15 protein-coding genes and 5 pseudogenes are annotated in these 24,778 nt (G+C 24.2%); 8 read left to right on the forward strand and 12 right to left on the reverse strand.

Annotated features, from left to right (window positions below; all coding sequences use genetic code 11):
- Positions 1 to 1,287: 1,287 nt before the first annotated feature.
- Complete coding sequence (locus QIA19_RS04980; protein WP_418905160.1) at positions 1,288 to 1,488, reverse strand: hypothetical protein; 201 nt, start codon at positions 1,486 to 1,488, stop codon at positions 1,288 to 1,290.
- A 561-nt stretch (positions 1,489 to 2,049) separates the two neighbouring features.
- Between QIA19_RS04980 and QIA19_RS04985 the strand changes: the two genes are divergently transcribed.
- Positions 2,050 to 2,940 (forward strand): P12 family lipoprotein, encoded by an 891-nt coding sequence (locus tag QIA19_RS04985; protein WP_418905161.1) that lies wholly within the window; start codon positions 2,050 to 2,052, stop codon positions 2,938 to 2,940.
- A gap of 359 nt (positions 2,941 to 3,299) precedes the next feature.
- Here the strand turns inward: QIA19_RS04985 and QIA19_RS04990 are convergent.
- The 6 genes and pseudogenes from QIA19_RS04990 to QIA19_RS05015 form a co-directional block, all read right to left on the reverse strand.
- Positions 3,300 to 3,471 (reverse strand): annotated as a pseudogene (locus QIA19_RS04990) (L-threonylcarbamoyladenylate synthase); the annotation flags it as partial.
- Between the two features lie 1,384 nt (positions 3,472 to 4,855).
- A pseudogene (locus tag QIA19_RS04995) lies at positions 4,856 to 6,712 on the reverse strand (Eco57I restriction-modification methylase domain-containing protein); the annotation flags it as partial.
- A 748-nt stretch (positions 6,713 to 7,460) separates the two neighbouring features.
- The gene (locus QIA19_RS05000; protein ID WP_418905162.1) at positions 7,461 to 7,805 is read right to left on the reverse strand and encodes a PilZN3 domain-containing protein; all 345 of its coding nucleotides are present in this window, start codon (positions 7,803 to 7,805) and stop codon (positions 7,461 to 7,463) included.
- Positions 7,706 to 7,951 (reverse strand): hypothetical protein, encoded by a 246-nt coding sequence (locus QIA19_RS05005; protein WP_418905163.1) that lies wholly within the window; start codon positions 7,949 to 7,951, stop codon positions 7,706 to 7,708. Before QIA19_RS05005 ends, QIA19_RS05000 begins: the two co-directional genes overlap by 100 nt.
- A 432-nt stretch (positions 7,952 to 8,383) precedes the next feature.
- A complete protein-coding gene (locus tag QIA19_RS05760; RefSeq protein ID WP_472841220.1) occupies positions 8,384 to 8,557 on the reverse strand; it encodes a hypothetical protein in 174 nt (57 codons plus the stop codon).
- 62 nt (positions 8,558 to 8,619) lie between these two features.
- A complete protein-coding gene (locus QIA19_RS05015; protein WP_418905164.1) occupies positions 8,620 to 8,940 on the reverse strand; it encodes a plasmid partition family protein in 321 nt (106 codons plus the stop codon).
- A gap of 498 nt (positions 8,941 to 9,438) precedes the next feature.
- On the opposite strand from QIA19_RS05015, the gene QIA19_RS05020 reads away from it, so the two are divergent.
- Positions 9,439 to 9,582: a hypothetical protein gene (locus tag QIA19_RS05020; RefSeq protein ID WP_418905165.1), complete on the forward strand. Its 144-nt coding sequence runs from the start codon at positions 9,439 to 9,441 to the stop codon at positions 9,580 to 9,582.
- A 48-nt stretch (positions 9,583 to 9,630) separates the two neighbouring features.
- Here QIA19_RS05020 and QIA19_RS05025 read toward each other — a convergent pair.
- The 4 genes and pseudogenes from QIA19_RS05025 to QIA19_RS05040 all read right to left on the reverse strand — a co-directional run.
- Positions 9,631 to 10,217, reverse strand: a pseudogene (locus QIA19_RS05025) (transposase); the annotation flags it as partial.
- Positions 10,218 to 12,407: 2,190 nt separating this feature from the next.
- Positions 12,408 to 13,157, reverse strand: a complete 750-nt coding sequence (locus QIA19_RS05030; RefSeq protein WP_418905166.1) for a ParA family protein — start codon at positions 13,155 to 13,157, stop codon at positions 12,408 to 12,410.
- The gene (locus tag QIA19_RS05035; protein ID WP_418905167.1) at positions 13,133 to 13,672 is read right to left on the reverse strand and encodes a DUF226 domain-containing protein; all 540 of its coding nucleotides are present in this window, start codon (positions 13,670 to 13,672) and stop codon (positions 13,133 to 13,135) included. Before QIA19_RS05035 ends, QIA19_RS05030 begins: the two co-directional genes overlap by 25 nt.
- Position 13,673: 1 nt before the next feature.
- Positions 13,674 to 14,581 (reverse strand): annotated as a pseudogene (locus tag QIA19_RS05040) (plasmid maintenance protein).
- A 411-nt stretch (positions 14,582 to 14,992) separates the two neighbouring features.
- Between QIA19_RS05040 and QIA19_RS05045 the strand changes: the two are divergent.
- The 3 genes from QIA19_RS05045 (at position 14,993) to QIA19_RS05055 (ending at position 20,506) form a co-directional block, all read left to right on the forward strand.
- Entirely contained in the window at positions 14,993 to 15,592 is a 600-nt protein-coding gene (locus tag QIA19_RS05045; RefSeq protein WP_418905168.1) for a chromosome replication/partitioning protein, read from the forward strand.
- Positions 15,593 to 16,373: 781 nt separating this feature from the next.
- Positions 16,374 to 16,586, forward strand: a complete 213-nt coding sequence (gene eppA, locus QIA19_RS05050) for an exported protein A EppA (RefSeq protein WP_418905169.1) — start codon at positions 16,374 to 16,376, stop codon at positions 16,584 to 16,586.
- Between the two features lie 98 nt (positions 16,587 to 16,684).
- Positions 16,685 to 20,506, forward strand: coding sequence for an Eco57I restriction-modification methylase domain-containing protein (locus QIA19_RS05055; protein ID WP_418905170.1), 3,822 nt, complete (start codon positions 16,685 to 16,687; stop codon positions 20,504 to 20,506).
- 587 nt (positions 20,507 to 21,093) lie between these two features.
- On the opposite strand, the gene QIA19_RS05060 is transcribed toward QIA19_RS05055, so the two are convergent.
- Complete coding sequence (locus QIA19_RS05060) at positions 21,094 to 21,945, reverse strand: S2/P23 family protein (protein ID WP_418905171.1); 852 nt, start codon at positions 21,943 to 21,945, stop codon at positions 21,094 to 21,096.
- A gap of 605 nt (positions 21,946 to 22,550) precedes the next feature.
- On the opposite strand from QIA19_RS05060, the gene QIA19_RS05065 reads away from it, so the two are divergent.
- The 3 genes and pseudogenes from QIA19_RS05065 to QIA19_RS05765 form a co-directional block, all read left to right on the forward strand.
- Positions 22,551 to 22,616, forward strand: a complete 66-nt coding sequence (locus tag QIA19_RS05065; RefSeq protein WP_418905194.1) for a hypothetical protein — start codon at positions 22,551 to 22,553, stop codon at positions 22,614 to 22,616.
- Positions 22,603 to 22,860 carry a hypothetical protein gene (locus tag QIA19_RS05070; protein WP_418905172.1) on the forward strand — a complete coding sequence of 86 codons (258 nt, stop codon included), beginning with the start codon at positions 22,603 to 22,605 and terminating at the stop codon, positions 22,858 to 22,860. The genes QIA19_RS05065 and QIA19_RS05070 overlap by 14 nt, the downstream gene beginning before the upstream one ends.
- A gap of 1,134 nt (positions 22,861 to 23,994) precedes the next feature.
- Positions 23,995 to 24,267 (forward strand): annotated as a pseudogene (locus QIA19_RS05765) (hypothetical protein); the annotation flags it as partial.
- Positions 24,268 to 24,778: the final 511 nt, after the last annotated feature.

Raw genomic sequence — 24,778 nt, forward strand, 5'->3', positions numbered from 1 at the left:
ATATAATTATTTAATAGTATAAATATATCAACTCAAAAAAATTAGCCCAAAAACCCAACCCTTAGCCTAAATAAAAAAGCTAAACTTTAACTCAAAAAAGTAAACCTAAATTTCTATGAAATAGATCCAAATGGATTCATCCTAATTAGTGAACATCTTATAAATTCTTATGACACTATTCACCAATTACTTGAAATTATTATGACTTCTAGAATTCCATTACCTCATCTAAAAATCTAAATATTAAAACTCCTACAATTTTAAATCTAACATAATCTCTTATGCATCAAACAACAGCTTACAAATTCAAACATATTCTCTATTTTGTTTTAATGAAATTTATAGCTGTTGAACCTATAAAAAAATAAGATTATCACCTATTAGTGCAAGCAAATCAATTGTGGCCAAAAATATATTTGGCTTTAAAATTGCTACTAAAAAACTAAAAATTGCTTACCCTTTAGCCCAAAGAAACATTGCATGAATCTAAATACAATTCTAACTTAAAAACATTTTTCTAGTCAATACGCCTGTATATAAATATCAAAATCAATCACATTAGGTCATTTGCCTCTAAAAAAGTTCAATCAAGGCAATCTAAATTATTATCGAAACGGCTCTAATGAATTTATATCTACTATTACAAATTTGATTTCAATTTTTTTTACTTAAAAAATAACTTGAAAAAATTTGCACAATCTAAAGCAATACATTAATTCTAACCTAAAACATCTAGAAATCTAAAAAAACTATTGAATTTGTAAAAGCAAATTATATCTACAATTTTTTTAAATTGGTGTATGGAAAATTTTTTGTAATGTCTATTTGAAAAACTTAACAATTAGCAAAATAATAAAAGGCATTAAAAGATATATCAAGCGAGCACATACTATTAGCAATAGTTGCAAAGGAAAAGAGAAAAGTATAGCTGCTAAATATAGTAAAAAGTTGCTAGAAATAAAGGTTTAAAAAAAGGAAGGATATCACAGCGGAGAGTATTTACAAAGGGTAAATTTAAATACTAGAAAGTCATAAAAGTAGTGAACATTTGGGGAAATGAATCTTATATTTAATTTTTTTTTAACTTGTTTAGTATATTTAATATTTTATATTACTGAAAGTCTTGTATTAAAACAAAAGAAAACCCAATTTCTTAAAAAGAATCGATAAAGAGATTACTAGGTTTGCATATAAACTTCTAGTAAAAAGAATATAAGAATTTTTAAGCCAAAAATAATATTAATAGCAATGCCCACTCAAATAGATAAAATATTTTTCCACATAACCTTAAACAAAAAATATAAGTTGTTTTGACATTCTTGAAACACTTTCTATGAAATATTTGTCAAACGAATTTTTAGGCGTCTTTAAATCTGAAATATCCAGTTTATTTAGTTTATTTTTAGGGTACAAGTAGCAAATTGCTGTGTCAAGAACTCCCCTAAGAATGCCAAAGGTAATATATCCTCCTCTGTTACTAAACAACATAATATTAGAGAATTCCTTTAATTCATCAATATCTAGAGCACTTAAAATAATATAGGCATGTCTTCTAAATTTTACAGATCTTTCGGTATTTTGGGATATCTCTCCAACCCCCTTTAGCTCTTTTCCATCTCACCATTCACCCCAACCAGTAGTCTTAGAAATCTTGGTGGCAGCTGCTAGCAGCTCCCCCTCTAACAACTCAATATATTTCTTTTATTCTTCAATAGCACTTTCTATATTAAGTTTAAAATACGCTTTTTGAATCGTTTTTATCAGCTTTGACGACATTGTTCTTGCAATTAATAAAAACAAAAAAAGCCGCTAAAATATTACACTTGAAATCTTTTATCTTAATATTTTTGATGGGAACATAAGATATTATCTTAACTTAAAATTCACACTTTAACACATGCAATCGTTAAAGTAATTTTAGCCAAAATCAATAAAACATTTTTATTTATATTTTATGGCAATTTAAACAAAATGATATATAATCTTAATTAAGAATCATTATTATTTGTTATATATATATTCTTAATTAGAGGAAAGGAGAATATTTTTATGAGAAAAAATTTGTTTTTATATACATTATTAGTGGCAGAATTGTTATCTTGCAATCTAAATTCTAAATTATCTGGCAATAAAAAACAAAAAAATAACAATGATGTAAAAGAAGTTTTGAATAGTGCTCAAGAAGATACCCTTAATGATTTATATAGTAACCAAGAAGAGAAAGAGGGTTTTGATAAAAATTTTAAAGAACGGAAAAATGAGGATTTAATCGATCCTTTAAAGTCTACAGTATCTTTAAAATCACTCAAGAATAAGGTTGATATACCAAATACTACTTCAATTGAGCATGCTCAAAAAAAAGAGATAAAAAAGGGGGATTTAATTCCTTATACTAACGAAGAAAAAAAAGCAGATAAAGCAATTAAACATTTAAAGAATGTTCTTGAAAACTCTAAATTTTCTGAATTAATTGGAGAAGTGTGTGCACTTAAAGATGAATATACTTTAATAAAAACTGATTTCTATAATGTGAAGGAAAAGATTGAAAATAAAAAAATGTCACTAATGGTAAATCGTAGGGAAAATAGAGATAAGATCAATCAGCTAACACAATTGCAAAATACTTTAAAGATAGATATTGAACTTGATAAGCTTATAAATAATATTGATATTACAGAAAATATAATAAGATCTGCTGCTTTATTTTTTGATATCGCCCAGAAAAGGTTAAATGAAAGTATTATTAAAAGATTGGAGAGTAAAAATAATAAATATTATGCATTAGCATTATCTAGACAGGCTCTAATTGACACAGAAAATGCTTTGAGCAATTTAGAATCTTTTTCTTTAAAAAAAATTGAGGTAATAGAGAAAAAAGAAGAAATAAAAAAAATTATTAAACATGCAAAAACTGTTTTAGCAAGTCTAAATAAAAAATAATTCTCCATTTATAATTTCTATAGAATTTAGGTGAAGATGAACTTATAAAGTAAGGTGAACTACTATTTCTAAATCAAAGATTATAAAAATAGCTTCTTATTTCATTCCATGATAGCTTTTTAGATTTTTAAAAAAAAGAATGGGGAGATCCAAAAATAAAAGCATAATCCACAAGATTTACTTAAGGCAATTCCTGCTTTAATTTTTATTTCTTTATAAGAAAAATATAAAAAAATGATATTGAGTAAAATAACATTAGCAACAAAACAACTTAGATTGCTGAACATTTCTAGAACTTACTAATGACTATTTTCATATCACTTAAAACATAAATTCCAATAGCATTTAATTCTAAATAATTAAGGATATTCATTTTTTACTACTTCAGTAAGAATTTGTTTGTAATTGTTTTCAGAATTTAAGAACTCTATGTAAAGACTTTGTGCATACTCTTCAAGAGTATTAAATACTAGAATATTTTCTATCCCATAAAAAAACATAGGATTTTAAAGTGTATTTTATGATAAGCATAATGTTATAGATGACAAACTACATGGCTATTAATAAATTGATACTATTGAGATTTTTTTAAAAAAGAAGCATTAAATGCAATTTTCTTATTCATAATTAAAATAAAGCCTCTTTAAGGACAGTCAATCTTATTATTTTCTACTTATTTTAAGTAGAAAATAATAAGATTGACTATTCTAATAGTAGAACACAAATTCATAATTACAATATATAGGGAAAACCAAATATCATTATATGTATAATTACATAATTAAATATTAATAATGAAAATAATAATATATTAACATAGTATGTAATCGCAATTTTTTGGGTTTTCTTATTTTATTTTATTTTAATTAATTTTTCTAATTTGCACTTTATGTTGCTTGGATTCTTACAATTTTTTATTTTCTTTACACAAAAAACAACTAAACCTTGTTTTTTATAATTATTAATCAATTAAAATGCCTTTTTTACTTCTATTTATTATAATATTGAAGCTCTTACTCAATATCTTTTAGCGAATTGGCTATAACTTTATTTGTCAACTTGTCAGTATCAAAAACAGTGCTAACTATTTTATATTTAAATTAGGAAAATTATATTTTTTCATTTAATTATATTACAAAATATTGTAAAATCAGATCTTTAATTTCCCTTTAAATTAAAGCTTAATGGGTATAGCTATGAATAAAAGAATGTTATTATTTGCTTTGTTTTTGAATTGATAATTTCCTGTAAGAATTATCAAATTAGTAAAGATGCAAAAATTTCAGAACAAAATTTAAAAAAGCAAATTAAAGGATTTATAGATGTTTTAGATACAAAAGAGGAATTAATGCGAGCTGATGAACAGATGTAAGTTCAAGCTAAAGATTAATTATCTCAAAATGTTGTTGAAAATCTAATATTAAAAGATATTGAAAAAGAAATACCCTCAGATCTCTTAGAAGAAAAATAGATAAAGTGGACCGTGAAAAAACTTCTCTTAGAACATATTGTGAGCATGAAAATGAAATAAGAAAAATTACAAGAAGAACAAAATATAAAGAGTAACTTGAAGATAAATTAAAGGGACCGAAGATAGCTTAAATAAGGAAAAGGATAAAAGAGAAAGCGATTGACAAAAGGCTAAAGAAAAATTTGAAGAGCTTGAAAAACAATTTAAAAGTGCAATTGTAATAACCGATGGTGATCTGGTTAAAAGAAAAGGTGAAATTGGCAGACAAGCTTTTTATTGGCTAATAGTTTGGATTTAAAAAATATTATTAGTGTTATATTTAAGTTTTACAGAATATTAAAACTATGGCAAAAGATTTAAATCAAAAAGTACCATTTTTGCAAAAATCAGCTCAATAACAACGATAAAATTTGTATTGCTTGTAAAACTCAAAATAAACATATTAAAAAATCTTGAATTAAATTGATAGATATTAGCCCCAGAATAAAGAAATATAAAGTTTTTATTATTATATTCTTTTAATAAAGATTTGCGATTCTTTATACTTGGGACTAGCCCTTTTTAAAATTAATATATTCTTCACTAAGAATACTAAATTGACTAAACATTTTATTAATTAAGACAAATTCTTTACTATCTTTAAATTCAATAATTGATTCTTGAATGGTTATTTTTTTAAAAAACATTATCATTACTCTGAATCATAAATTTTGCTTTTAAATTCGATGTAGGGGTTTTAGTATTGCTAAGTTGAAATATTGTAAGCTTAAAGCTTGAATGCATATCTTCAAATCTTTTTTGATTTTGAAATTGATAAATATAATTAAGTTTATAGTTACAGTTACTAAATATGTGTTGTCTTAGCGATGAACTAGATTCGCTCCAAAGACTTGAGAGAACCAAATAAGTTAAATTCCCGTTTTCTTTTATTAATTTTAAATTAAATGTAACAAAATATCTAAAAAGATTTGGATCTCCACCACTAGTAAAATCTTGCAAAATCACTTTATTATATTCAATGCTCAAAGGATGATTATCTTTGCCAAGTATTTCTTACTTTATTCCATTTTAATCTTTTATGCTTAGCTTTCTGTAATTAGGAATATGTTTTGAGAAAAACTCTGCTTAATTAAACTTGGTTTTCTCCCATGGCAGATTTCCAATTACAATATCAAATCCTTTCTGAATATCTGGAAACTCAATTCCATAGTGAAAAAATTTATAGTGGCTACTTAATTTTCTAATTTTCTCCATTTTTTTATTATCTTCACTAGAAGTTTTATTACTCAAAATATTTTCAATTAAACTGATTACAGCTGCAATATCACTAAATTCTATATCTAAAGATTTGTCAAAAGATAATGAATAAAGTTTAATTAAAGAAAATATTATTCTTAAATTATCTATATCACCTTTCTCATATTCTTTGTATATCTTTTTAGATCTTTTTAGATCTTCCCTAGTAATATCGTTAATGCCTTTAATTTTTTTTACAACCATCTTCCAAAATAGTTGTAATTTCCTTAATTCTTTTTTTAAATAAAGAAAATCTACTTTCAAATTTCTTTTGCAATATCAAAAAATTAATCTTTAGTATAGCCTAGCAAAGCATTTCCTACTTATGATACCCAATAAAGCTTAATGGTGTTCCAAAAATAAAGGTATTAATCCGCAAACTTAGCATAGTAATTAAAAACGAAATAGGATTAATATCAATACCATAAATGCACCTCTTTGGCAGCATCCTTTTAAGTATCAATTCTTTACTTATACTATCTTGAACATCATACTCTTCACTTTCTTCAAGAATAACTCTATATTCTTTATTAAGCTCTTTTTAAGGAAAAAAATAAAAATCTTATAAAAACAGATAGCAATGAGCCTAAATCCCATATAAATAAATTTCAAAATCAATTTCGATAAGAAGCTCACCAGGTAGATAAGTTAAAAAAGTTTATAATATCAAGACATAACTTTAAGTTTAACTTTAAAAAAGTTAAACTTAAATATTCAAATTTATCTGCTAACTATGCTTTTTATGTTAAGTAATCTAGACAAGAAATTAAAAAATGCCCTGATCCACAAGAATTATCAATGATTTTTATATCTAAAGGGGGCTTGGTTTTAAGCTGCTCTTAAATTTATTATATGACCACAAAATCAGTTAAGTCATCTGGGGTATAATATGCTCCACTTTTCTTTCTATCAAGTGATCTAGAAGCAAGATAAATATTCCCTTTAAATATGTAGCAACTTTGTTTACTTTCTTGTTTTAAGCTTTTCCTCAGTACGAATGAGATAAAAAAATTCTTTCTAAAGAATTTTTAGACAAGACTATAAGGATTTATAGCCAAATAAATTTAATTAAAAAAGCTATAATGATATAAAAATACTAATAATTAGTGTAGACCAAATTTCCAATAGAACCTCCTTATTGAAAAATTTTTTCCGCCTATTACAAACTATTATTTACATAGTAAATATTTGACTTTAAAAAAAGTAATTTGTATTTTCTAGTTTATATACTTTATTCTTGCAAACTTTCTAATTTTTCAAGCTCTTCTTAAATATTATTAAGAACATTCTTCATTAACTTCCTTTAATACCATATCCCCAAAATGTCTTTTTTATAAGAAAAATTAGTATATCTTTTACAAGAAAAATTACAAAAAATCATAAGTGGAGAAACAACATAAATAATAAAATAATAAATGTTTTTTTATTCATCATAATTTACTCCTTTGACTTAAAGCCAATACAATACCTAATAAATAAAAATATTTTAAAATAAAAAACTTCCCCAACTTCAATAAAAACCAACAAACATAAACTAAGCATTGCTAGCCAATTTTCACATAAAAAAATTTCAATCTTCAAAACAATTTAAATAATTGTGGATTAACATAGTATATCAAGTGGTACATTATCCTCATCAAAAGCAATACCAAGCGCAAAAACCTTTCCACTAGATGTCTAAATAGCGCCTGAATTTCTTAATTTACCTCTAATAAAAATCTCTTTATCCATAAATTCAAAATTAAATCAACAATTATATTTTCATTGTGCATTTATGCTTCTTCACATTAAACTTGATAAAAACTTTATTAAAATCAATTTTTAGTCTTCTAATAGAATTTTTATCAACAATAATCCTCTCATGAATTCTCTGATTTTGTCCAAATTTTAATTCAAGAAGTTTTCCCACTTTAATAAGAATCTCCTCTGGCATAAAAGTTGAAAATTCAAATTTTAATAAATTGTATTTTTTATTTTGATGAGAATAAGTGGAAACACTTAATAGATTAACAGACAAATCCGGAAAAAAATCCGCACTATTATTAGAATCTGAATTTTTTTTAACTTGCATAGAACATAAATTTTTATTTTTGGCCAAAACGGATAATATGTTATTCTCTTTAAAAAAATCTTAATAGAGTCCATAGAAATAGAATAAATCATTCCAAATACAGAATAAGAATGATCCATTGTCATATTAACAATATTGCTAATATTTAAAAAACCATTTATTTCGGAGCTCAATTTAACTTCTTTATCCCTATACTTATCTTTACACTCTCTTAACCTTTTCGATTAAATCATAAGCCCTCCTTATATTTTTTTATATATAAGAGATAAAACAAGAAAATAAATATACTAAATATGGTTTTGGCTTGTCAGATTTTATTGGAATTTCACTTAATATTTCTTTTATAAATTAAATAAAAAAATTGATTTTTGTATAAGAAAGACAAAATGAAGACAAGTCTTTATAATTCGCCACAATAAATAACTAGAAGATCTAAATAAATAGAACCACCATTTATAAGTAAAAAACACCAAATTTCAAATAAGATCAACCTTGATTTTTACAAATTTTTTAATTCTATTACGAACTACTGTTTTTTAAATCAAAGATTATAGAAATAATAGTTCACGTCTTATGTCTTTATATGCCAAATTATTCATAGGTGTTCAGCTTTTAAAGCTTTCAAATTCTTTTATAAACTTTTCAAGCAAATCTTGTTTCTCTGTAAAAACTCTATCTAAAAAGTAACCAGTAAATTCGGTGTTTTTGCCATAAAAATCATAACTTTCCTGATTTTCAAGCTTAAATCTTAATATCCTTATTGATTTCCTTTTTACAATACCCTTCTATGTCAAACTTTTTGAGTCTACTATAAGTCTCTGCAAATCCTAGTTGCTTAATTTCATCTATTTTTAAATCGCCCGATAATACAAGCCTGTAAAGCCTTAAATATAAAAATGCTTGACTCCTTGATATGACAAATTTTTTTAATAAAATCTCCAAATTTTTTGTATCCATCAAATTTATAAAGTTTTTTAGTCCTTATTTTATATAAAATTTTCATTAATTCAATTCTATTGTATATTTCGCTTGTGGTAATTCTTCTTATTTGATTTTTATAGCTTTCGTATTCTATTTCATTATCTTTATCGCAACTATTTAATTGATTAATGCTGATTTCTCTACCATTTAAAATGATTTCTTTTCGCTCCTTTCTAGACATTAAAACTCCTTTCTTTTAACAGTAAAAAGTACATTCTAAGTACTTTTTTATTAATTTAAGTTTGTGTTTATTATTATTTTCATGCGATCCTTTTTCAAAGGATTCTAGATCAAGCCAAAAGTACAATTTTAAAGCAAAAGCTAAATCGGTCTTGAATCCTTCTAATAAAGAAAATATAAACACTGGAAAAGGCACTAATACTATGCTTTGCATAAAATAAGAAGATAGTAAAATTATAGTTAAAGATTATATTAATAATCAAGAACTTTTTAAAGTAAGCTCTAAAAGAAGATATGATATTAAAGCTATGCTTCTTGGTGTTAAAACGGCTTTAAAAGTTATAAATATTGGTAAATAATAATAAAAATTAAATTCTATAATAAAAACACAAAGATCATATTTTATTAGAATTTAAAGATAATAAAATATATATAATTAGATTATCTGAGCTTAAAACATTTACTAAAAAGCAAGAAAAAAACATTATTAAGAAGAACAATGCCGGGAAAAGAAACAGAATTTATAAAGATCCTGATGGGCAGCATAGAAGCAGACAAAGAACAGACTATAATAGACAGAGAAGATTTCAGAGACGAAGAATTAGAAGAAGAAATAATAGGAAAAGAAAAATCTGACAATTAAAATTAGATATTATAATTTCATAAAATGATTGTCTAAAAACTTATATTATCCTAAATCATTAATACTTTTTCTCAAAGCATTAATTTTTGCATATCTTTAATTAATGCGTTTTTTATTACTATGTTTTTATAATTAGCAACAAAGTAATAAGTTCATTTGTCTAAAAAGTCTTTTCTTTGATTTGAAATTTTCTTATGAAACTTATCAGCTCTTAATCCAGACCAATTCTATTAATAGAACCTTTTTGTTTTTTGCCGGTTTTCTTTGGTATTTTTTAAGTTTATTTTCATTTTTTAGCAAATATTTAGGATGATTGTTTTTACACCCTTGCTACTCTAAAAAATAATTAATACTCATACCAATACCAACTACCTCTTTTTTATCATCTTTGATTTTATTGTTATTTTTAATATTTAAAAACTTAACGATTGCTAAAATATAATATTTATCATCAGTATCTTTTTATACTACTCTACATAATAGTCCTAAAAGTTTGCTTATTTTTCATAATAATCTATCTTATCGCTTAACATTTTGTTATATAAAAATTTTACAAATCAAAATACTTTTGAAAAATATTTCTTTTGATTGACACTAAGATATATTATATACTTACAAGCTGTATTGGTGCTCATTATTATATTATCCTTATACTTAAATATATGACAAATAATCTAAATTTTAATAATCACTAAACATATTCTATTAGTGATTGCCCAGTATTAGCTATTAACTATATAGGCACAAAATGAACTTGTGTTTTGTTTTTGACAAATAATATTTATAATATATATTCTTTATGGAAAATAATCTTTGATGAATTCAATTATTATAAAAATCAAATTCATTTACTACTAGAATTTACTCCAAATATTAAACCTTCTAAATTTAGACACAAAGTCTATATTTACAGTATTAGCAGCTCTCTATTTTAAAAAATTACCCCTTTACTTTAGCTGCATCACAACTTAAAGCATTATTATTTCCTTTATATTTCTGATTATTTTGATGCAAAAACCACAATGTTAGCATCCTGCTCCAATGCAATTGATTTTATTAAAGTTGCCAAGCCAAGCTCCTTGCCCTAAACCTATGGCAACTCGATATAAAACTATTATTTAAATTTCAAGATCAATTGCGAGTATGGTGCAGCTCAAAAAAAAGAATATCATTGCACTGGATGATAATAAGCCAATATAACCAACAAAAATAATCCAAATATTACTGCTTCTAATTTATCTGGCTTTAGATTTTAATTCACATATTTGGACACCTCGTGTACTTTAATAAATAAAGTAATTCGCTATAAACAATACGATCGTTTTTATTCATTAAGTTATTATAAAGATTATAAAGCATTAAGTAATATAATACTTCTTACAATAGGTTTACTTGACATTTTAAATGCAAAAAATCCAACACTTCAATTTTGCTAAAACACAAAATATTTACCATATTAAAAACAAAAGCTGCTTTGCAAACATTAGGATTTCTTTATTCACATAAATACTTTCATATTGATTTCTAAACCCATCAACTCAATCTTGAAAATCGTTGCCCTTAAAATTAAAACTCATAAATCATATTTTGTTTTTATACTTTAATTTGAATTTAGATAGGTAAAATTTCAATATGTCTTTTTATCATATTGCTTTATGATATATGCGATATAGCATTCAAGATTAATTGGTGTTTTTATAAGCAATTGGATTATTTGAATGGCTTTTTAATTCTTAGATATCTTAATGGAACTTTTTATTTAATAGCTAGCTTATTTTCCTGATGTTATTTAAAAGCCTTTTTTGTAGCTAAATCTTAACTTTTCTTTTTCAGTTTCTGCTTTATTGAATCTAATTTTATAATTGTTATTTTTTTTGATTGTTTTGTATTATTTGAAGTATTTTTTTGTTTTGTTTGGAAAAATTTATACAGAATTCTTATTTATATTATGGGTACCTTCCATATAATTATATATAGGTGTAAAATTTGATGGGGATAAAATTTGATAAATAAAAGCTTTAAAAAGTCAGGTTATCAATATCTCTCTTAAGAACAGCCGCTATTATTTTATCTTATGAATATTCTTTAATTTCATTTTCAATAAAGTTTCTTACAAGTACTATTCTACTTTTCCAAATATTGGTACTTGTTTTATAAAATTAAAAACTCCATTATCTTTGCCTAAATTTTTTAAAAATGTAACAATTAAATCAATTTTTATAAGTTTTTTTTAATGCCTTTTTGCATTGTTCTTTTAATACCCGGCTTATTATCTTTCATTAAAACCTAATTAATACCAAATACTTAAGTCTATAAGTTGATGCATTTTTAGTTTTTTTTGAATGTATCCTAGTAGCAATTTGATTTAAGAAACCAGGATATTTTTAGCAATCTTTGTTTGGCATTCTATTTCTTTTTTAGCAATATTAAAACTAAGTCTAAGATTAGATTTTTTTAGATTCACATTATTTTTTTCCATATTTTTTATAGAAGCTCTAAATAAGAATTAAAAAAATATATTTTTTTAAATCTTAACACCTTGAGCGCTACTCGCTATTCTATTATTAAATTTGTTATACAAAATTAAAATAATAATCCTTTATTTTTTGCTTTCATGAAATATGGATGCTCTTTTGCTCAAATATCAACTCTTTAAATTAGATATTCTTAAAAGAAGCTTGTAGTTTTAATTTTAAATTGGTTTTAAATATTTAGGACTTTTTGGAAATTTAAATTAATTTTTAACTTTAAAATCAGCGAAATTAATTAGTTAAAATTCTTTGTAATTTTTATTTGAAAAGCCTAATAATCAGCGAAATAATAGCTCACAGTATGCCTTTTAAAGCATTTTCGGCTTCTCTATAATAAACTTCTTTCAAAGAAGGCTCTAAAAGGTCATTTATAAAAACTTTTATACTGTTTGAAAAGTGAATTTTGCCTTTTATATATTTACCATATTTTTTATACAGCACATCCTCCACCTCCTTTAAGGTATTCCTATTTCTAATAAATTGGTTTTCTATAATAGAAATATTATATTTTTTACTTTTAATATTTTGAATATTATTAATAGTTTCTGTTAAAATAGAAAAGCTTTCTATTGACCATCTTTCTACTTGAACTGGAATTATAATATGATCTGTAACATTTAAAGCGTTCTTTAAAAGGAAATTTCTGCTAGGAGAAGTATCTATTATAATATAATCAAAATCAAAACTTCTAATACTTTTATTTAATCTAAATTCTAAAATAATTTCTTTATAATCTATATCATCTGTGTTAAATTTTTCTAAAACAGGATGAGAAGGAATTATAGAAATATATTCATTAACTTTATTTTCACATTTATCAAAATAGGCATTTCCCTTTAAAAATTCATAAACATTATGTTTTTTAATATTAAAAATATATTTATTAAAATAAGAAGTTAAAGAATTTTGTGGATCTAAATCAATTAATAAGACTTTTTTGCCCAATTCTTTTAAGACATAAGAAAAAAGTATAGAAAGTGAACTTTTCCCAACTCCTCCTTTTAAACTTGCTAGTGTAATTATAATTGGTTTTTTTTGATCCATTTGTTTATAACCTTCTTATCTTTTAATTTCTTATTATAAAATTCATATACTTTTCTTTCCATTTTTTTCAAGTGCGATAAATTGAATTGATAATACTCGGTGCTTTCTTTGCTTTTTCTTAGAAGTGTTCTTAAAGTTTGAACATATGCTTTAATAGAGCCATGTTTAAAAACAAATTCTATATAATAGAGTTTTTTTATTGCATAAATTTTATTATTCTCTTTTTTAAGAAAAAAGGGTTTATCGAGTCTGTCATACTTATATTTTATTTCTAAAAACTTGTCGTCTTCTTTTAAGGGAAACAGATTAAAAAAAAGAAAATCTTCATTGTTATTAAATTTTTGGAAAGTAAGCCTTAGTCTTTTTCCTTTGTTTGTAATTTTAAAACCAATCAAGTGTTTAAATATTTTTGTGCAGTATATTTTTCTACTATCTATTTCTTCAATTTTATTGAATATAACTCTTTTTTCTATATTATTTTTTTTATTTCTGAGTTTTTCAAGCAAACTACTCAAATTATAATCCCTTTGTTAAAATGTTAAATAAAATACTATTGGTATTGTTCCAGCATGTCCAGAAAAGCTTGTTATTTTCCTTGATTTCCATTTAGCAGTATAAGTGTCTTTAAATTCTTCTACTAGAGTGTAAAAATTGGTTTCATAAGGTGCCATTTTTCTCATAAAGTGAATTTTGCATTTATAAACGTTTAGCTTGAATAAGAAAAATTCTTTAATATATTTTACTTCATAATCATATTTTAGATAATTTTTAAAATATTTATAGCTTAATAAAGTATTTTTTAGTGGTTTAATTGGTTTTTGGGTATTAGAGATTATTGATTTAATCTTTTTAAAGAAAGAGTTTTCTATAGAATTCTTATTATATATATTCATGTATTGTTTATTATATACAACAATATTTTTGGTGATATTTTGAGGTTTAAAAGATTCTTTCTTTTTCCTTAAAGTATCTTTTTCATCATTTACTTTTTTAACTAAGTCTGCTTTAGTGATACTAAAATATGCATCAACCAATTTATGTTCAATAGGTGGCACTTTGTATAAACAAAATTTTCCCTTTAATTCTCTAAAGTTATTTGCAAATATTAGTATTCTTTTTTCTAATGCTTTTAGCTTGACTAAAAATCTTAAGTCCAGTCTTAGAGTATTAATTGTGGTTTCTTTTTTATTTTCTTTATGTATATTTGAGCTTAGTACATAAAGCATATCTCCTTGATGATGAACTCGAAGTACTTTTAGCTTTTTAGAGTTAAAATGAATTCTATGTATTAATATATTATATTTTTTTTCAAACCCTTTATTTAAGTAAATAATAACTGAAATTATTTTTTTAAGTTTAAAGTTTTTTGGAAGTAGCTTGTTAGCATTAATTTGGTAGTTATGATTAGATACAGTAGCTTTCATTTTTTGCCTTCTAGTTTAATGTGTATTTAATTATCAATTTTATAGTTAAAAACTATAAAATATAAAATAATAAATTTCAACCTCCTGTTAAAATTAAAGTTTAAAACTATTTTTAAAAATACTTAAGCCAAGGAGGTATTGATTTTTTAACAAAAAGTATTTTTAATGTCGTCTTATATCGTTCGGCGCTGAACGATTTTATTTATTATTATAATAATAATTTTTCATCCAAAAACAAATATTGACATAAATTAAACTTTGTGTCAATATTTGTTCACAGATTAGCAATATTAGATTTATCGTATATCTTTTTTTATCTTATATCATTAGTCTAAATTTATTTTTAGATTCGAATTAATAGTTAAATATATGGAAGTACATACTTTAAAAAAATAAATACAAGAGGACAAAATGGGGAAAAACCAAAATAAAAAAGAGATGATTTTAAATGATAGATTTGAAGATTTTATTGATAAAGGTCAAAATTTAAATAACAATCAAGATGAAAATTTAATAATTTATAATAATTTAAAAGACCAATTAAAGCTTAATTTAAAAGATGATATTGACAATAAAATTCAAAGAATGAAAATTCTATATGAAATTAAACAAAAAGAACTTTATAAATACGATGGTTTTAAAAGCTTTGAACAATTTATAAAATCTTTTATAATTGCAAAAACTCAGGCTTATACATATTTAAAAGTTTATGAAAAGGTTTTGGAAGGGATTATTTCTATTGATAAAATTAAGGAAGTGGGTTTTAATAGCATATATCATGCTATACAAAAACAAAAGTTGTTAGAAATAAATCAAGAAAATATGAATAAAAACAACAAAGAAAATACCCCAATTAGAATTTTAATAAAAGATAATGAATTATATGATTTTTGTAAAAAAGATACTAAAAGGGTCTATTTTATTTTAGAGGAGATTTTTAAAAATAAAAAAAATATTTTGTCAGAAATCATAATTAAATATAATAATTCTAAAAAGAAAAGGAATAAATAAATTTTCAAAGCTTGTTGACTTTAATGCTTGATTAATGGTAATCTATTATTTCTAATAGGCTTAAGTTTATTTTGCCTAGTTTAATGTCGAAAAGATGCCCGGAAAAGGGTTTTTTCATTTTAAAATCTAGGTTTTGTGAGACCCAGTATTTATACTGGATTTTAAATTTAAATCTCCTTCAAATATCTTGTACTGATAAGCTTCCTACTTCTATGTTTTTATATTTAAATAAAAAGCAATAAAATAATTTATGTGTAAAGTCTTTTCTTTGATATGAAATTTTCTTATGTGGCGGCAGTTCTTAATCTAGATTAATTATATTAACAGCCCCTTTTTGTTTTTTTAATTGTTTTTTTGATATTCATTATTTTTATTTTTATTTTTTATTAAATATTTAGAATTATTAGTTTTCTCATCTTTACTACTTAATAAAAAATTGTAAATAAAGAACTTTGATTTATTTTTTAATTTTGGAGGAGATAATTATGAACAAAAAAATATTTATTTGCATAATTTTTGTGCTGATAAGTTCTTTCAAGAATTTTTTACATCTTTAATACTTTCATAATTCTAAACAAGATGCTTCTAGGGAAGAAATTAATAAAATACCAGGTAATTTCTATTTTAAAAATGAAAAGCATAAAAGCCCTTTTTTGCTCGTGTTCCACAAATTAGAAGGCATTTAAGAAAAGTTGAGATTACAGAAAAAGTTTTTTTTAAATATTCTTAGTATTATGTGGTGCCTCATAAAAAATAAATTGATAACCCCCTAATTATATTTATGAATCTTAAGGGAATCGCTTGTTTTGTAGATAGTTATCCAGATCGAATTTTTAAGTATTTAATACAATCGGACTCGTACAAAATTGATTACACTGAGAAATATAAAGAAAAAGCTATAAATAGGTTTAAACAATCTTATTCTAAGGATAGAGCAAATAAAAAAGTCAAACAAATATTAAAACAAGTTTTAGTTGACCTGCCTAAAGATTAGTTTTAAAATTAAAAAACCAATCTTTAGGCATATTGCGAGCATTAAGAAAAGCTAAAAAGATTTGCAAATAACATAAATGATTTTTGTAGGCATAAATAATGAAAACTAATGACATTGTAAAAACAAATGATCCAAACATATCTCTTTATAAAGAATTGTCAAAAGACTTTATAAAAAAAGAAAATATTAATAAGCTAAAAGATTTTTTCATTTTTTTAACAAATAAACTTTCTTCAATAGATGATAATTCAACAGAAGCAAATATAGAGTCTTTACTAAAATCTATATTTGAAGAGCTAAATTATTCAGTGGAACAGCAAAAATGTGGGCAAATAGAAGGAATAAATTCTAGAGTAGATATACTGCTTTTTGAAAATGATAAAGACAAAATAGATTTTAATAATAAATTAGAAGAAGCTAAAAAAAATAATGAGCCTATTCCAGCTGAAGATATCTTGCTTATAGCAGAAGTCAAGCGCCCATCATTCAGTTTTGATGCTAAAGACAAATTAAAAGAAGCAGAAGATCAGCTATATAGATATCTAAATCAGTATCAAAAACATTATGGAATACTCTCAAATGGAAAAGTGTGGAGATTGTATGACAAATCGAAAGTACTTTATGGAGAAAAAAGATATATTGAATTTAATTTTTCTAAAATTAAAGGAAAAGAAGATTACGGAAAACAAGAATGGTTTGTTTTATTTAGCTACCTTGTAAGAAAAGAAAGATACCTAAAGACAAGCAATATAATAGAAGTCGAAAAAGAGCAAATAGCCAAAGAAAAAGAGATAATCAAAAAAACCTTAAGGGAAATACTCTATGAGAAACCCGATGACTCTATAGTATTTAAAATTGCAAAAAATATATATGACAAAGAATTTAAATTGTCAGGCAAAGAAATTACTCAGCATATTTTAGCTAGCATTCTTGAAGAATCAATTATTTTTATTTTAAGAATATTTTTTATTGCATATATTGAAGATAACGACATATTTAAGAAAATATTAGAAGAAAATAAATTATACAGATCTTCTGTATCTTTTAGATATTTTTTTTATGATGAAAATACAAAAAAGAAATTAGGATATAAAAAAATAATAACAATTTTCAATTTACTTGATAAAGGAAGTGATGCAATAAAGTTTCCTATATTTAATGGAGGATTATTTTCAGAAGATAAGGTTAAATATTTAAATAATGAAAGTTTACTCAGTATTAGCGATATTGAAGAAATACTAGTTAAAATACTTTTCTTTGAAGAAAAAAATATTAAAGATAAAAAATTTGTAAAGTATTCAAGGTTAGATCCTAAAAGTTTTGGAGAATTATACGAAACTCTGCTTGAATATGACCTAAGAATTGCAGATACTACTGTTCATCGTATTGTTGAAGACGGAGTTTACCTTATTCGTACTGAAGAAGAGCTTGACAACAAGAAAATAAACAAAGTTGCTACATATCTTAAGGGAAATATTTATCTTACATCTAGATCACTTGATAGAAAAAAAAGTGGAGCATATTATACCCCAGATGATTTAACTGATTTTATGGTCACATCATCAATTGAAGAGCAGCTTAAAACCAAATCCCCTTTAGATATAAAGATCATTGATAATTCTTGTGGATCAGGACATTTTTTAATTTCTTGTCTAGATTGCTTAACAGAAAAGGTATGGTACGAGCTAGATAAATTTGAAGATGTAAAAAAAGAGCTTGAGAAAGAATATAGGATTATTCTTAAAGAAAGTGAAGAGTATGATGTTCAAGATAGCATAAGTAAAGAATTAGTACTTAAAAGGATGCTGCTAAAGAGGTGCATTTATGGTATCGATATTAATCCTATTTCGGTTGAAATTACCATGCTAAGTTTATGGATAAATACTTTTATTTTTGGAACACCGCTAAGCTTTATTGAGCATCATATAAAAGTGGGAAATGCTCTGCTAGGATATACTAAAGATGAATTTTTTGATATTGCAAAAAAGAAATTTGAAAGTGGATTTTCTTTATTTAAAAAAAGAATTAAAGAAATTACAACTATTTTAGAAGATAGTTATCAAAAAATTAAAGGCATTAACGATACCACTAAGGAAGATGTAGAAAGATCTAAAAAGATATACAAAGAATATGAAAAAAGTGAATATATAGATAATTTAAGAATAATATTTTCTTTAATTAAACTTTATTCATTATCTTTTGACAAATCTTTATATATAGAATTTAGTGATATTACAGCTGTAATTAGTTTAATTGAAAATATTTTGAGTAATAAAACTTCTAATGAAGATAATGAAAAAATGAAGAAAATTAGAAAATTAAGTAGCCACTATAAATTTTTCCATTATGGAATTGAGTTTCCAGATATTCAGGAAGGATTTGATATAGTAATTGGAAATCCTCCATGGGAGAGAACCAAGTTTAATGAAGCAGAGTTTTTCTCAAAACATATTCCTAATTACAGAAAGCTAAGCATAAAAGAACAAAACAGAATAAAGCAAGAAATACTTGGCAGAGATAATCATCCTTTGAATATTGAATACAATGAAGAAAAAAACACTATAAGTACTATTAACAATATTTATAAAAGTGATTTTATATATTTTACCAACAGTGGTGATCCAAATCTTTTTAGATATTTTGTAGCATTTAATTTAAAATTAATAAAAGAAGCCGGAAATTTAACTTATTTGGTTCCTTCAGCCCTTTGGAGTGAATTTAGTTCAAAAACACTAAGAAAACATATATTTAGTAACTACAAACTTAATTATATTTATCAATTTGAAAATAAAAAAAGATTTAAGGATGTGGATTCTCGCTTTAAGTTTACAATATTTCAACTTAGCAATACTAAAACTCCTACATCAAATTTTAAAGCAAAATTCATGATTCAGAACAGTGATAATATTTTAAAAGAAATAACCAGCAACTTAAAAGATAGCAAAAATGATCCTTATAAAGGAATTGAACTAAATATAAACCAAATCAAGAAAATATCTCCTATTCAAGAATCAATAATAGAATTTAAAGATAGTAAAGAATTTATCTTAATTAACAAAATGTTTAGTCAATTTAGCGTTCTTAGTCAAGAATACATTGATTTTAAAATAGGGCTAAACCCAAGTATAAAGAATTGTAAATCTTTATTAAAAGAATATAATAATGAAAACTTTATATTTCTTTATTCTGGAGCCAATATTCATCAGTTTAATTCAAGATTTTTTAAAGATAAAGATGCAAAAAAAAGTTCTAAATTACTATGGATAGATAAAGAAGACTTAAAAAAAGTATTGGCTAAAGACAATCAACATCCCACTGAAAGGATCTGCTATAGAGATATTGCAAGCAACACAAATGAAAGAACCATGATTAGCACTTTGTCTCCTAGGAATTGTTATTGCGTTTCTACAATATATATAAATTATGAGAAAACACCAATATCTATTTATAAAAAATTATTTATTATATCTATTTTTAATTCATTTGCATTTGACTTTATGATTAGAAGATTTGTTAATATACATGTTCAAAAATCATGTTTATATCAATGCCCTATGCCTCAACCAGAAGAAAAAGAAATTTTAAGTAATTCTTTATATTTAAATCTTGCAAAAAATACTTCTTTACTAATAGCCAAAAATGATCCCGAGAACTTTAAATATTTACTTTATTTAGAACATTTTGGTCTTAGCAAAGAAAAAGTTAATAAAATTCTAAAATTAGATACTAAAGATGAATTTTTCAAAGAAATAGAAAATAAAAACAACTTTATTGTAGCTAGTCTTTATTCGCTAACCAAAGAAGATTTTATCGCTTTACTTGGTGATTTTAGGGCATTAAAAAATAAAAAAGGAGAAGAGCATATTTTGTCTTTAATAAAAGGATATGAAAATTATTTAAGAACAAATAAACTTAACTAAAGTTTAACAATCCAAACTTAGTTAAGTATTTTAAAGAGATTTATGTGCATTAAATGAAATATATGTTTTAGTAAAAAAATTATTATAAAATGATGAAAAAGTTATTCTTAGTAAAATTCTTTTTTAAAGAAAGCAATAGAGAAATTAAAAAAAATTTTAAAAATTAAAGAAAATAATGTTTATAGATTTGAAAATACAACAATGCATCCATTGTAAGTGTTTTTTTTAAAAGCCCAAGACATTAGAAATAAGGCGTTTATATTCTAACACAGAAAGTTATAAAAAGTATTGTCATTATAATATGTTTCAATAATATCTTATTAATTAATATTTAAAAGCCAATTGGGTATTATTTGGGACAATCTACACCAAATACTCCACATTTTATAGTGTTAGAAATTATCTCGTCCTTTTCGGGATTTCCAAGATATTTTTTATTTTTAAAAAAAATATCTTTTTAATCTTTATAGATCATCCACTAGTACTTTGCAGCATTTATTTTTTTTCATTACCATCTTTTATTTTGCTTTTTAGCATTTTCTTAAAGAAGAAAAAATCTATTTATTAAAATATCACTAAGGTATTCATTATTCATTAATAAAAAGCTTTAATTTCTCATTTGATAAATTTGGATACTTGGTAAATATTAGCTTAATAGTATCATTAAATAGCTTTAAATTTAATGCAATTTCATAGGCTTCATCTTTATGAGTTTGTTTATCTTTTATAGTAAGATGTGCAAGCATATGGCTACATTTACTCTTCTTATAAAAAAGTCTAAAAGAATCTGTTAATGCATTATCAAAAACCACAAAATTATATGAATTAATGTATCCTGACTCTTTTGAAGCCTCTTTTAAACTAATTGTAGCAATACCGGTTCTATATCGCTCAAAATCAATATTCGAACCTTCAGAAATTAACCTCAAGCTTTTAACTTCATATTTTTCTTCAAACTCTTTAGTTGACTCAAATGCTATTATTTTAGCTATTGGCACTTTACTGCCCAGTATTGTATAGCTATCATCATTAATGTGATAAGTATAGCTCAACCCTGATGTTTTTAATTGAATGGGCGAAAAAATATAAGAATATTTAAGTCCTTCAAGATCTTTAATTAGATTATTATGCTTGTCCTTTATGGGCCTTAAATTGCCAGATTTTGCCCATGTAACATAACCTGCAAGAAGTCCCCCATAAACTTCTCCTTCTTTTATTTCATTTAACCTAGATTCTTCATCAAAAGAACAAGTATTATTATTTTCTTCTTTGATATTTTTTTTACTATCTTCTTCAATATTTTTCTTATTAATTTTTATAATTGGCTCAGAACCGAAAATTCCAGTCTTAATGTTTTTTGAAGATTCTGGTGCCGGCAAGCAAGAATAAAAAAATGATATAAAGAAAAATATGTTTAAAATACATATGCCCTTTTTCATAAAATTCTTTTTACTTTAATTAATTTTTAAAGTTCTACTCCATATTAATTTGATGTTAAAAATTCATAAAATATTTTTTCATTATAATTTTTAAAAAAAGAGTTATCCCCAAAAAGCCACCGGCTTTTTCTATAATCTTTGATTTATAAATGATAGTTCACCTAATTAATTTTACTAGTCTAAAAATGAAAAATTGACCATATATTGATTATTTTTATTTTCAGTTTAAAACATTTACACTCAAAGAATGATTTTTAGACAAAAAAAGCATCCTATTTTTATTTAACAACAGAAGGAAACTTTCTAATAAATTCTATTAAAAATGGAATAATAAATAACGCTCGAGCGTCAAGCATTAAAAAAATATATTTTTTTAATGCTAATATAGAGATTCTAAAAAAGTGAACTATGATTTTTTTAAATCAAGTATTGTAAAAATAGCGATTCATGTTAAAGCCAATCTCTGAATTATATAAGCATATGTCTAGCCGTTATTTAAGGAGTGTAATTGTAAAGAAAATTATTTATAGTAGTAAAGCATTGCTATCAATGAAATTAATAAGGCTATAAATAAAATAGATGAAATAATTGATGATATTGATAACATTGAAAGGGAAAATGAGGTAACGGGGCAAAAAGTTCAAGACAAGATTACAGGTGCTATTATATGATGAGATTTTAGGCGATAATAATTCTATGAGGGGTGTTGAAGATTTATTTTTTCAAGTATTAAAACATAAATCTATAATAATAGAAATTGAATTTCTTAAGAGTGAAAATTCTAACAAACTAACCTCATCAGCAAATTATGACCTTGATGGTTTTCAAAGATTATATAAAAACATGGTTTATATTTTAAAGAAATATTTTAGCAATACAATATTAATAAAAATAAAAAACAAAATTAATTTTTAGTATTTTTAAAATTAGATAATGCTCTTTTTGCATAAGAGGAAGTTTACATATAAGAAATAAAGCATATAGCACTCATTTAATAGAAATATTTTGCTATTGTCCTTATTGAGTTGCGTCTAAAATATGGAATATCAATAGCCAGTTTTATTTAAGAGTGTGGAATTTTGTGAAATAATTTCTGATGATATTGTTACTAAAGGCGTAATTTATAAGTTTAATTTTAATTGAAAGAGTTGGATGAAATAAATTTGATAAAAAGAAAGCCGCTGAAAAAGGAGAGTTGTGCAGCATTACTAACTTCTATTGTGTAAGGAAATATTTTTTGCTTTATAGAATATATTTATAAGTGTTGTTTGAATTAAATGTAATGTGATTATTCTTTAGAAAGATAGGTTGATGTTGTTTTTAGAAGTATAAATTGAAATGATTTTGGTAATTTAAGAAATTTTGTTTTGTGATTTTATAGCAAATGTCCTATGTTTTCTAATAATTTGTTATTAATTAAAAAATGAACAATTTGACATCTTGGTAGGGATATAAATAAGAGTTTTTTGGTGTTATGTATGTTAATATTGTTTGAGCTTGGTGTCATCATGCAGCGCAAACACTCCTAATGAAATGCTAAACAAAACAAGAAGAAAATATAAGTAATTTATACCGTTCCCATAAATGCAAATAATGTATTAAGTGGTCCGATGATTCTTAATTCTCAATATTATTCTCAAGAAAAAATAGAAATATCCCAAGAAAAACCGGAAACAACAGATGGGGTTGGCACTAATTAATAATAACGAAAAAGAAGCAAAGAAAACAATCAGAGATATTAAAGAGCTTGCCTAGAAATTCTGGATTTGTTCAATTGGTAAAGGAAGCACATAAATTAAAAAGTGATTATGATTAATTAGAGTCTAGTTTTTTATGGTATCTTATCAGAACTTAAAAATAAAATAGCAGAAATGCAAGCGGAAAGATATTTTATAAAGAAGAAAGAAAAAAACTGGGTCAATTGAGCAATAAATTTAAAATACTGATTCAATTGCGTAATCAATTAAGTAATAAAAGGACTCGTGTTGATAGATTCAGGATTCAGATTAATGGTGGGTTGAATGATAGAACTTCTTCAAAGTATTCTTTTTAGAAATCTCAAGACACTTAAAGGAAGCTATTATCAAGAGATTAAAAAGAAAGCTGCCTAAAAATTGCTATGTATTAAGAAAAGGAGATGGTGATTTGATGGCTCGGCAGGCACGAATAGAAGCACAAAGTGCGCTAAATAAATTAAAATCTGCCTCTATAAAGCTAATTGAAATCAATGGTAGCAAAAAAAGAAATAGAAATGCTCATAAAACAAGTAAAATTTTATTTATACCAGTAATTTTAAAATTATCAAAGGAAAAGAGTATATAAAGTAACAACAATTAAAACCATTTATTAAAAACCTGGAGATAGCATTGCTTAGAAAGTAATTTAAAATCAGATTTACAAAGTAATCTTGGGCCCAGTTTCGCCTAATATAGAGATTAAAGATGCAGGAAAAACTCTTAAAATCAAGGGCATTGTGATATGCATTAAAAACAAATGGCGAGTAAGTATGTCTATGTATTGTCAGCGCTAACTAATAGCCTGTGTTAAGATAAAAATGTAGCAAAGGTAATATAAATTTGTTTTAAAAATTGCCAATGCTATTCTTTATATAAAGAATAGCATTAAATACAAAATAGGAATATGATATACATTCAATAGCAATATATTAACCTATTGGATAGCTGTTTAAACGCAGAATATTAATTGTTAGTTTTACAAGAACATAGAATTTTGTGAAATGATTGCTTATAACATTATTATTAAATGTGTATCCCTAATTTTAAATTAAGCTCAGGCTTTGAACACAACCAAACTTCACTTTAAAATAAAGTTT

The organism is [Borrelia] finlandensis, from assembly GCF_030438365.2.
GTDB classification, from domain to species: Bacteria; Spirochaetota; Spirochaetia; order Borreliales; family Borreliaceae; genus Borreliella; species Borreliella finlandensis.